Source organism: Aeromonas sp. HMWF015 (genome assembly GCF_963878965.1).
Lineage (GTDB): Bacteria > Pseudomonadota > Gammaproteobacteria > Enterobacterales > Aeromonadaceae > Aeromonas > Aeromonas veronii.
In genome coordinates, this window is sequence record NZ_CAWNZT010000207.1 from 1 (window position 1) to 9,739 (window position 9,739).

8 protein-coding genes are annotated in these 9,739 nt (G+C 58.9%); 5 read left to right on the forward strand and 3 right to left on the reverse strand.

Annotated features, from left to right (window positions below; all coding sequences use genetic code 11):
- A partial coding sequence (gene dhaR, locus AACS18_RS11180; protein ID WP_108614287.1) for a dihydroxyacetone kinase operon transcriptional regulator DhaR occupies positions 1-1,354 on the reverse strand: 1,354 nt, incomplete at its 3' end.
- Between the two features lie 360 nt (positions 1,355-1,714).
- Between dhaR and AACS18_RS11185 the strand changes: the two genes are divergently transcribed.
- Positions 1,715-2,854 (forward strand): agmatine deiminase family protein, encoded by a 1,140-nt coding sequence (locus tag AACS18_RS11185; protein WP_108614283.1) that lies wholly within the window; start codon positions 1,715-1,717, stop codon positions 2,852-2,854.
- Between the two features lie 639 nt (positions 2,855-3,493).
- Positions 3,494-3,922 carry a hypothetical protein gene (locus AACS18_RS11190; RefSeq protein ID WP_146184888.1) on the forward strand — a complete coding sequence of 143 codons (429 nt, stop codon included), beginning with the start codon at positions 3,494-3,496 and terminating at the stop codon, positions 3,920-3,922.
- Between the two features lie 859 nt (positions 3,923-4,781).
- Here the strand turns inward: AACS18_RS11190 and ydiK are convergent.
- A complete protein-coding gene (gene ydiK / locus AACS18_RS11195; RefSeq protein WP_181363442.1) occupies positions 4,782-5,867 on the reverse strand; it encodes an AI-2E family transporter YdiK in 1,086 nt (361 codons plus the stop codon).
- Positions 5,864-7,252 carry a bifunctional NUDIX hydrolase/phosphatase PAP2 family protein gene (locus AACS18_RS11200; protein WP_108614285.1) on the reverse strand — a complete coding sequence of 463 codons (1,389 nt, stop codon included), beginning with the start codon at positions 7,250-7,252 and terminating at the stop codon, positions 5,864-5,866. The genes ydiK and AACS18_RS11200 overlap by 4 nt, the downstream gene beginning before the upstream one ends.
- Before the next feature lie 185 nt (positions 7,253-7,437).
- On the opposite strand from AACS18_RS11200, the gene AACS18_RS11205 reads away from it, so the two are divergent.
- The 3 genes from AACS18_RS11205 (at position 7,438) to hslO (ending at position 9,435) form a co-directional block, all read left to right on the forward strand.
- Positions 7,438-7,818 carry a hypothetical protein gene (locus tag AACS18_RS11205; RefSeq protein WP_005340143.1) on the forward strand — a complete coding sequence of 127 codons (381 nt, stop codon included), beginning with the start codon at positions 7,438-7,440 and terminating at the stop codon, positions 7,816-7,818.
- Positions 7,819-8,074: 256 nt separating this feature from the next.
- Entirely contained in the window at positions 8,075-8,473 is a 399-nt protein-coding gene (gene hslR, locus AACS18_RS11210) for a ribosome-associated heat shock protein Hsp15 (RefSeq protein WP_005340141.1), read from the forward strand.
- A 77-nt stretch (positions 8,474-8,550) separates the two neighbouring features.
- Entirely contained in the window at positions 8,551-9,435 is an 885-nt protein-coding gene (gene hslO, locus AACS18_RS11215; RefSeq protein ID WP_042062184.1) for an Hsp33 family molecular chaperone HslO, read from the forward strand.
- Positions 9,436-9,739: the final 304 nt, after the last annotated feature.

Consider the following 9,739-nt stretch of genomic DNA (forward strand, 5'->3'; position numbering starts at 1 on the left):
TGCGGGCCGAATCGAAGCGCTGGATGCGGCCAGTCTTGAGCAGCTGCAGCAGCGCCGCCTGCATGGGAGCAGAGAGGCACTCCACCTGCTCCAGCACCAGGGTGCCGCCGTGGGCCAGCTCAAACTTGCCCGCCCGCTCCTGCCCCGCCTCATCGGAGCCCATCAGCTCCAGCGCCATCCGCTCGCTCGGCAACGCCTGACAGTTGAGAGTAATGAGCGGCCCGGCAGCCCGTTCGCTACCAAAGTGGATTGCCTCCGCCAGCTGGGCCTTGCCCACCTCCTCCTCGCCGCGCAGCAGGATCGGCCCCTGACTCTGGGCCGCTTGCCGGGCGTAGCGCAGCAGCTTGCGCATGGCGCTCGACTCCCCCACCAGCGCCGATAGCTCGGGCACCGTCTGGCGCAGCTGGTGAATGGCCCGCAGCCGATCGACCGGGTGCAGCAGGGCGATAAAGCTGACCCCCTCCGGCCCCGGCAACGGCTTGAGGCTCACCAGCGCATTGATAAACTCCCCCTGCTGCCCGCCGAGCCGCTCCAGCGTTACCTCCACATGACTGAGCGGCGTCTGCCCCTTGATGGCCAGCTGCAACCGCTGGGGCAACAGCAGGTGCTGCTCCAGCGGCTGGCCGAGACAGAGCGCCGGATCGAGCCGCAGCCGGTGTGCCGCCAGCGCGTTGAGGTAGCGCAGTCGGCCCTGCGGATCCCAGGCCAGCACGCCGTCATCCATGCCGTCGAGCAAGGCGTAAAGCTCGCTCAGGTGGTGCTGGGACTCCTGCATCAGAGTCTCCATCTGCAGCAGATGGGCTAGCTCGCGCCCGGCGCTGACGGCGAGCGCCAGATCGCCAGCGCTCGCCTCCTCCACCTTGCAGATCAGGGCGATGATGGCGACCTGACGGCCATTACTGTTGTAAACCGGGCTGGCGCAGCTGTGCCACGGGTGCAGGGTCTGGTTGAAGTGCTGGGGGCCGCTGACGCAGAGCGGAACTCCTTCCAGCGCCGCCAGATTGATGGCATTGGTGCCGATGCGCCCCTCGCTGAAAAAGGCACCGGGGCCAAACCCCAGCGCTGCCAGCTCCGCCAGCGTATCGGGGTGGCCGGTGCGGGCCAGCAGGCAGCCGCTCTCGTCGGTGAGCAGCAGGGCGCAGGGGCGCCCCTCCATAAATTCGTAGAGATCTTCGAGAGCCATCTCGCCAGTGGTGAGCAGGTCGCGCTTGCGCAGGCGCAGGCTCTGCAAGGTCTGCCCCTTGGCGCTGTGAGGCGGATGCCAGAGGGTGGCGCTAGTCTGGTGGGCGCAGCGCAGCCAGGATGCCTGCAGATAGTCAGGCCAAGCGAGCAGCGGCTGAAGGTCAGATGGCATGGTCACAGCAATATCCGGCAAGATGTGAGCCGACCATTTAACCACGCCAGCGCCCCCGATTCAGTGACCTGCCTCAGAGGGTGGCAAGCCCGTCCTCCTCCCGCTCGGGTTCACGTCAGCCAATTGCTGGCCGAGCCAGTGGCAGAAGGCGCGGCACTCCTTAACTCTCCTGATGCACCTGCGGGGCCGCGGTTTGAGCGCCATTGATTGGCTGCACTTATCCCTTTTATGGGAGATCGATCGTTTGTTCGCCGCCACGGCCACGGATAGTCTATTACTCAGCGCAATTGGATTAACCGCGCGGGTCACCCCCGGTCATTCGGCCACCGCAAAGAGAGCACTTAGCCAAGGAGTTTTTTGATGCCATCCCGACGCAACGTATTGAAACAGCTGGCGGCCATCGGTGCGCTGGCCGGGCTCGGCGACCTGCCCGGCAAAGCCTTCGCGGCCGACGGCGCTAACCCGGAAGAGAGCGCATTGGCGAGCGCCAACACGCCCTTTCATATGCCGGAAGAGTCAACGTTCCAGACCCGGGTCTGGGTCGCCTTTGCCGCCAGCGCGGCCATCTGGGGCCGCGATTACAAGGAGGTGCAGGCAACCATCGGCCGGCTGGTACAGGCCATGGTGCCCTATACCCAGGTGAACGTGCTCTGCCGTGAAGCCGAACAGGCGCTGGCCCGCCAACTCTGTGGCGAACAGAACACCCGCTTTATCGTCGCCGAGCTGGACGATATCTGGCTGCGCGATACCGGCGGCGTCTTCGTTCAGAACGGCGAAGGGGAACTGGGGCTGGTGGATTTCAACTTCAACGGCTGGGGCGACAAGCAGGAGCACGAACAGGATGCGGGGGTAGCCGAGCTGGTCAGCAAGCAGGCGGATGCCCGTTATCTGCAAAGCAAGCTGACTGGCGAGGGGGGCGGCATCGAGGTGGATGGCAACGGTACTGCCATCATGACAGAGAGCTGCTGGCTCAACAGCAACCGCAATCCGGGGGTGAGCAAGGCGCAACTGGAGGCGGAGCTGAAAGCCAATCTGGGGCTGCGCAAAATCATCTGGCTGCCGGGCATCAAGGGCAAGGACATCACCGATGCCCACGTCGATTTTTACGCCCGCTTTGTCCGTCTCGGGGTGGTGGTGGTCAATCTGGACAACGACCCGGAATCCCACGACTACCAGGTGACCCGCCAGCATCTGACCATCCTCAAGCAGGCCACCGATGCGGACGGCAACAAGCTGGAGCTACATGTGTTGCCGCCACCGCTCGATGTGCGGGACAACCGCTTTAGCCGCAGCCGCGACTTCGCCGCCGGTTATATCAACTATCTGCCGATCAATGGCGCGGTGATCGCCCCCGAGTTTGGCGACAAGGCCGCCGATAGCTACTGCCACGAGCTGCTGACCCGCCTCTACCCGGGTCGCGACATCGTGCAGATCAATATTGATCCGGTCGCCGCCGGTGGCGGCGGCATTCACTGCATCACCCTCCACCAGCCCGCCTGACCCTCTCTTACCCACAAATAATCCGGGACGTTGCCACGCCCCGGGTTGTTTATCCTCGCCAAGTTCTGGTAACCACAAGCACCTGAGCAGCTGCCGTTCCGCATATTTGTGAATAATGTCATGCGGTGTGTCACCTCGATCACACTCTCTAGTTATTCAGGAAGCTGATACTTTCCATTTCCACTCCAGAAGTGTATTTTTGCTCGGCAGCCAAAAACAGACCCAAAGGAGGATCCACATCTAATTCGTTCTGCACTTGAGACAAGTCGATAATATTATGATTTAAAATGGAATTTTTCGTAGCGGAGTTCAGGTCTGTTCAGGCTTATATGGAAGGGTACATTAACGAATTAGTACCACCTTCTATCTAATCACTTTTAACAGTCATCCAAAAAGTAGGATACAGATGAGAAAAAAACACGAACAATCAGTAATTGATGCCTTTTCAAACTTTTTTTAAAAAAAGGGCAATCCCGTGGTAAAATTACGAATCGCTTATCTTTAGACGGGCAAGACTCTATCTTAGGCGCTGACTACATATTTACAGAAAGCTCTAATTTCGCACTCGTTGAATTTAAATATGAAGATCTAGATTTAAAGGCTGAAGGTGACAAACCTCTAAGAAATAAACTCTGCACAATGTTAGATAGTGAAAAAGTCAGGCTAAATCAAAGTCTACAGTGTCACTATATCGCTTGGTCTAAAAAGCAAAATGAAAGACGAAATGTTGTTTTTAACAAGTACTATCCAGAAATTTGTAACAAAATGATTTTTCCAAGTTCAACTCTAAGAAATACCACCCCAGAAACTTCATCAAGAGTAAGTGCTGATAACTTAATAGATCAATTTCTTGACGGCTCTATAGGTTCTTCTTTTGAAGTCTTTAACCGATACGTAAATTGGCTGTTAAGCATTGGGGGTAAACAAGGGACTAGTGTAGAAGTTATGCTTGATAATCCTGATAGTAATGAACTTGATATTCTTGAATTCAGCAGCCTTGAACTGTTAAACAATTGGTTAGTCAAAAATAGACCACGGCTTTCCCCAAGCCAGTCACCATCTCCGTAGCCCGTAGGAGGTTCGCGTAAATTAATTCCCCCGCTATAACGACCACTCGTATTTCCCCCACCAGATGCCGCTGACTCATGAATACAACCGGAACGGCGGCATCTCGATCCTCCAATCTGACTTCGCTAATCGAACCTGCGTGGGACAGTAACATAGGGTGCATAAGGGTTGGCACAAATCGGCCATTGCCTGTGGCTGACCTGTAGCGGGCAAAATCGTGGCTTGGGGGCTGGATAGTCGTCGGTATAAGCCCGTAGGTTCGATTAGCCGTCAGGCGTAATCGGACGTTCGCGTCAATCCATTCTCCCGCAATAACGGCCATCCATATTTCCCCTCTGCCAAATGCCACTGATTCACGGAAATACCGGGACGGTGGCATCTCGATCCTCCGATTACGCTTCGCTAATCAAACCGGCATAGACGGTAACACGGGGGGCATATGGGTTGGCACAAATCGGCCATTGCCCATGACTGGCCTGTTACGGGCCAAATCGTGGCGTAGGGGCTGGATAGGCATCGGCATAAGCAAAAATTGGGTCATTTAACACAAACCCATAAATTCAGCTTATACCGCTTGCCCGGTCTGCTTTACCGCCATAAGTCACCCGTATTCCCCTCTGACGGGTCACCGCCGACTTATGGATAGAACCGGAACAGCGGCATCTCGATCGTCCGATTACGCTTCGCTAATCGAACCTACATGAGACGGTCATATGTGGGATATGGAGGTTGGCGAGGATCAACCAATCTGACTCGATCGCCATAAACCACGATCACCACAAACCAAAGAGCCGCCCAGTTCACACCGGGCGGCTCTTTGCATCATAGATGGAGACTGAATCGTCTTTTTACTGAATCGTTATTGGGCCTTGGGCGGTTCCACCGCCGCGGTCGCCGGTTGGTCATCTTCCTTGATCCAGGCATCCAGCAGGGTGTAACCCACCGCCAGCACCACCGGGCCGATAAAGAGGCCGATGATCCCCATCGCCAGCAAGCCACCGATAACCCCCACCAGAATGAGGATGAGCGGCAGGTTGGCGCCGCGCTTGATCAGGAAGGGGCGCAGGAAGTTGTCCATGGTGCCCGCAAACAGTGACCAGACCAGCAGGAAGGTACCCCAGGTGGTGTCGCCGCTCCAGTAGAGATATCCGATACAGGCCAGCAGCACCGGGAAGGGGCCGATCTGGGCGACGATCAGCAAGAACATCACCACCACCAGCACCATGGCATAGGGGATACCGGCAATCAGCAGGCCGACACCGGCCACCGAGGATTGCACCAGCGCGGTCACCACCACGCCCATGGCCACGGCACGGATCGCTTGGGAGGCCAGCACGGTAGCGTTGTCGCCCCGTTGCCCTGCCAGACGGTGGGCAAAGCGGCGAATGCCGGTCGCCACCACTTCACCCGAGTGGTAGAGCAGGCCGCAGATGCCGACAGTCAGCAGGAAGTGAACGAACAGCAGCCCCAGATTGCCCGCCTGAGCGGCAAGCCAGCGGGCGGTCTGGCCAAAGTAGGGAGCCAGCTTGGCAAACAGCACCTGACCACCGCTCGCCAGAATTTGCTGCCAGAAGCCGTAGAGCTTGTCGCCTACCAGCGGGATCTGTTGCAGCCAGAGCAGCTCGGGCGGCGGCGACTGGCTGATATGGGAACCCAGCTCGATCAGCATGGGGGCCTTCTCCGCCACATTGGCCAGCGTCATAAAGAGCGGGATAACGAACATCAGCAGCAGCACCAGCGTCATAAAGAGGGCCGCCAGCGACCGCTTGCCCCACAACAGGCGCTGCACCATCAACATTAGCGGCCAGGTAGCGATGGTGATCATGGTGGCCCACACCAGCGCGGGCAGGAAGGGCTTCAGCACCAGGAAACAGGAGATAATCAGGATGCTGAGAAACAGCACCCCCAGGGTTATCTTGGCCAAATCCACTTTTTTCATATTCATAGGGTTTCCCTGTCAGGGCATCCGCCCCTGGGTCGAGAGTCTTGTTTCAAGAGAGATAGTATCCACCAGAGGCCAGCGCTCAACCAGAGCCCCAGCCCGAAAAAGAGCACAAACTGACCAAGCAGGATAGCCAGCGAACTGCTGGTCAGCAGCGGTAGCGCCCAGAGTCCCGCCCCGATCAGAGCGTCCCCCGCCAGCGTGACCACGCCGGTCAGGATGGGGGGATAACCGCCGCGGGTCAGGGTAAGCAAACCGCCAACCCAGATCCCGAGGGCCGCCATGCCGCTCCCGGTCAGATGGGCCGACTGGGTTAAGCCAGCGCAAACCATTGCGGCAGCGATAAGCAAGCCCCAAGCAGAAGCGCACTGATCCAGCCGCCAATATGGGCGAACCGCCAGCAGCAAGGCGCCAATCAGCAGCCCCGCCGCCACGTCGGAGATAAAGTGCACCCCGAGCCAGACCCGCGCCAGACCGGTGGTGAGGGCCAGCAGCAGGGCCAGCGAAAGGGCCCGCCAACGGTGGGTCGGCCACAGCCAGCCGAGCAGCGCGCCCCAGAACAACAAGGCCGAGGCGGTGTGGCCGCTCGGCATGCCAAAGCCCTGGGCACTGTGAGTCGCCAGTTCAGGTTGCAGATGGAAGGGGCGCGGCCAGCCGATCCCCTCCTTGCTCGCCTGCACCAGCAGCCCGAGCCAGAGCATGGCAAAGAGCAGCTGGCGCAGCCGTGGCCACCCCAGCAGCGGGAGCAGCAAAGGTATCAGGGCAAGCTGAAAGCCGCCTGAACCAAACAGATTGCTGACCGACAGCCACCAGACATCGGGCCCCAGCCACTGCTGCAAGCGCAGCATCAGCGGGATTTCGGCCTGATGCAGCGCATTGCCCTGTGCCACGAAATCGGCCTGCCAGTGCACCTCGCTCTCGGGCACCTTATCCAGTCGGGATTGCAGCCAGTCGAGCTGATCCGGGAAGCGGCGCTGCTCGCGGGGGAGCTTGTCCACCGCGATCAAGCGGGCGTTGAGGATCTCCCCACCCAGATTGGGGGCCTTCAGGATGGAGACAAACGCGGCGCCTTGCTGCGCGACAATCGGTTCCAGCGTGCGACAAGCGAAGATAACCGCCCGCTGCCAGCGACCCAGCTCCTGCACCACCTCCCCCCGCAAGCCGGTCTCTTCATAGAGTTCGCGCAGCGCTGCCTGCTGCGGGCTCTCGCCGCCATCGATATAGCCACCGCTCAGGCTGTAGCGAGAGGAGATGCGATCCTGCACCAGCAGCAGTTGATCCTGATGACGGATGGCGCAGGCCGCCGCCGAGGGAGCCGCCGGTTCGGCACTCAGGGCTGGCAGAGCGGCAAACAGCGCCAGCAAGAGTAAAAAGAGGGTTCTCGACATCAATTTGCTTTCCCTATGCACAATGGCGACAAGCCTCCCAGAAATCAGATAGTTGGGCAACGGTAGCGGCCGGAGCGCCGCGGTTCCCGCCGCGCTGGCGGTGCACGGAAGATTGCGATGAAGCAGGGCACTCCCTACTATTGGCGGCTATCTTCAATTTCATGCAGCAAATGCTGGAGCCCTCCATGAGACAGTTCGGCTTTTTCCTCGGCATCGCCATCGGTGTCATTTTGATCCTGTTCGGCAGCATCGTCATCTTCCAGGCGCTCCCTGCAGCACTGGATGTGCTGGAGATGCCAAGCCGCATCCCGTTCGTGCGCGAGGTCTACACCTGGCTGATGACCAGCGCCAACGGCCTGACCGCCCAGCTGGAGCAGAACTTCCTGGAAGCCTTCCAGACCGTGCTCAAGCTGATCCTGCTCATCACCTTCATGTGGGTCTGCGTCAAGCTGGTCAACATGGGGGTGCTGATTATCCGCGCCGGGGTTGATCTGATCCGCACCGCCATCGCCCACAGCGAAGGCCCCCACGACCAGAAGAAGCCGGATCAGCACGATCACTTCTGACTCTGATATGGTCGATGGATGTGAACACTGCCGCCCCCAACCGGGGCGGCAGTGTTATATGCGTGGTATGAAGGCCCTTCCCAGCCCCCATGAATACCCGATAAAGCCGCGGCTTTCCCTTGTGAATCAGCAAACTGCCCATATGTTGCATCACCTTGACATGGTTTGCGCCCCGCGCGGCGGCTGCCCGGTTTCTATCCCGACCCCGTGCTCTGGTATAATCGACCACCTCTTTTCCCCGTTATGGAGCCTGTTCATGCCCAATCATGCAGAAAGTGCCCTCGAGGTTCGTCTCGACAAGTGGCTGTGGGCGGCCCGTTTCTACAAGACCCGCTCCATTGCGCGGGATCAGATAGACGGGGGCAAGGTGCACTACAATGGTCAGCGCAGCAAACCGGGCAAACAGGTGGAAGTGGGTGCACTGATCCGCTTCTGGCAGGGACAGGACGAACGCGAAGTGCGGGTGCTGGCCTTGAGCGAGCAGCGCAAATCGGCTCCGCTGGCCCAGCAGCTCTATGAAGAGACCGCCGAAAGCCTGAAAAAACGGGCCGAGAACAGCGAGGCACGCCGCTTCAATAGCCAGTTTGCCCCCAGCCCCGAGCGCCGCCCCGACAAGCAGGAGCGACGCCAGTTGCTCAAGGTCAAACAGTACTGACCGACCCCGATTTGATACCGGGCTGGCCTCAACCCCAGCCCGCCCGATTTACCTCACCGAAAAGCCAGGAATACATGATGAGCAACCAAGATCTGCTGTATCGCTATCTGTTTGAAGAGTACGAAGTGCGTGGCGAGCTGGTCCAGCTGGATCACACCTACCGCCACGTAGTGGAAGCCCAGAACTACCCGGTGCAGGTGCAAAAACTGCTGGGCGAGCTGCTGGTCGCCACCAGCCTGCTGACCGCTACCCTCAAGTTTGAAGGCTCCATCACCGTACAGCTGCAGGGCGATGGCCCGGTGCGTCTGGCCGTGATCAACGGTGACAACAACCAGCAGCTGCGCGGCGTGGCCCGCTATGAAGGCGAGCTACCGAGCGATGGCAAGCTGCAGAGCCTGATTGGCAACGGCCAACTGATCATCACCATCACCCCGGAACAGGGCGAGCGCTATCAGGGCATCATCGCGCTGGACGCCGATACCCTGGCGGGCTGCCTGGAGCACTACTTCGCCCGCTCCGAACAGCTGGCCACCAAGCTGTGGATCCGCACCGGCTATCACGAAGGTGCGCCGCGCGCTGCCGGCATCATGCTGCAGGAGCTGCCCGCCCAGAGCGAGGATCACAGCAACGACTTCGATCACCTGACCCAGCTCACCAGCACCATCAAGGATGAAGAGCTGTTCGGGCTGGAAGCAGAAGAGATCCTCTACCGTCTCTACCATCAGGACAAGGTGCGGGTGTTCGATCCGCAGGCGGTCGAGTTCCGTTGCACCTGCTCCCGCGAGCGCTGCGAAGGGGCCCTGTTGCAGATAGAAAAGGAAGAGGTCATGGAGATGGTGCAGGAGCTCGGCAAGATCGACATGCACTGTGATTATTGCGGCGCCCAGTACCAATTTAATGGGATCGATGTCGAAACCCTGTTCAGCAGGGCTCCCGGCAATGATGCAAACCAGTTACACTAATTAAAGGCGGGCAAAACCCGCCTTTAACTTTAATAACAAAAAAATACCCTATCTTATAAAGTTTGATGGCGATCGCTAAACTCTACCACCTAAGTGATAGGATGACCGTCAGATAGAACCCTACCAACCTCTGAACCCAGGAGAATACAATGACAATCGTGGCAGAACCCACCCTGGCCCAACAATTAGGACTGGACCAGTACGGCATCAAAAACAGCCAAGAAATCGTTCGCAACCCCTCTTACGAGCAGCTTTTCGCGGAAGAGACACGCCCTGACCTGGAAGGGTTCGAGCGCGGTGTGGT

Excerpts from the sequence above, each read along its gene's own strand:
- AACS18_RS11185 (WP_108614283.1), top strand. The coding sequence starts at position 1,715 with ATGCCATCCCGACGCAACGTATTGAAACAGCTGGCGGCCATCGGTGCG.
- AACS18_RS11190 (WP_146184888.1), top strand. The coding sequence starts at position 3,494 with ATGTTAGATAGTGAAAAAGTCAGGCTAAATCAAAGTCTACAGTGTCAC.
- ydiK (WP_181363442.1), bottom strand. The coding sequence starts at position 5,867 with ATGAATATGAAAAAAGTGGATTTGGCCAAGATAACCCTGGGGGTGCTG.
- AACS18_RS11200 (WP_108614285.1), bottom strand. The coding sequence starts at position 7,252 with ATGTCGAGAACCCTCTTTTTACTCTTGCTGGCGCTGTTTGCCGCTCTG.
- AACS18_RS11205 (WP_005340143.1), top strand. The coding sequence starts at position 7,438 with ATGAGACAGTTCGGCTTTTTCCTCGGCATCGCCATCGGTGTCATTTTG.
- hslR (WP_005340141.1), top strand. The coding sequence starts at position 8,075 with ATGCCCAATCATGCAGAAAGTGCCCTCGAGGTTCGTCTCGACAAGTGG.
- hslO (WP_042062184.1), top strand. The coding sequence starts at position 8,551 with ATGAGCAACCAAGATCTGCTGTATCGCTATCTGTTTGAAGAGTACGAA.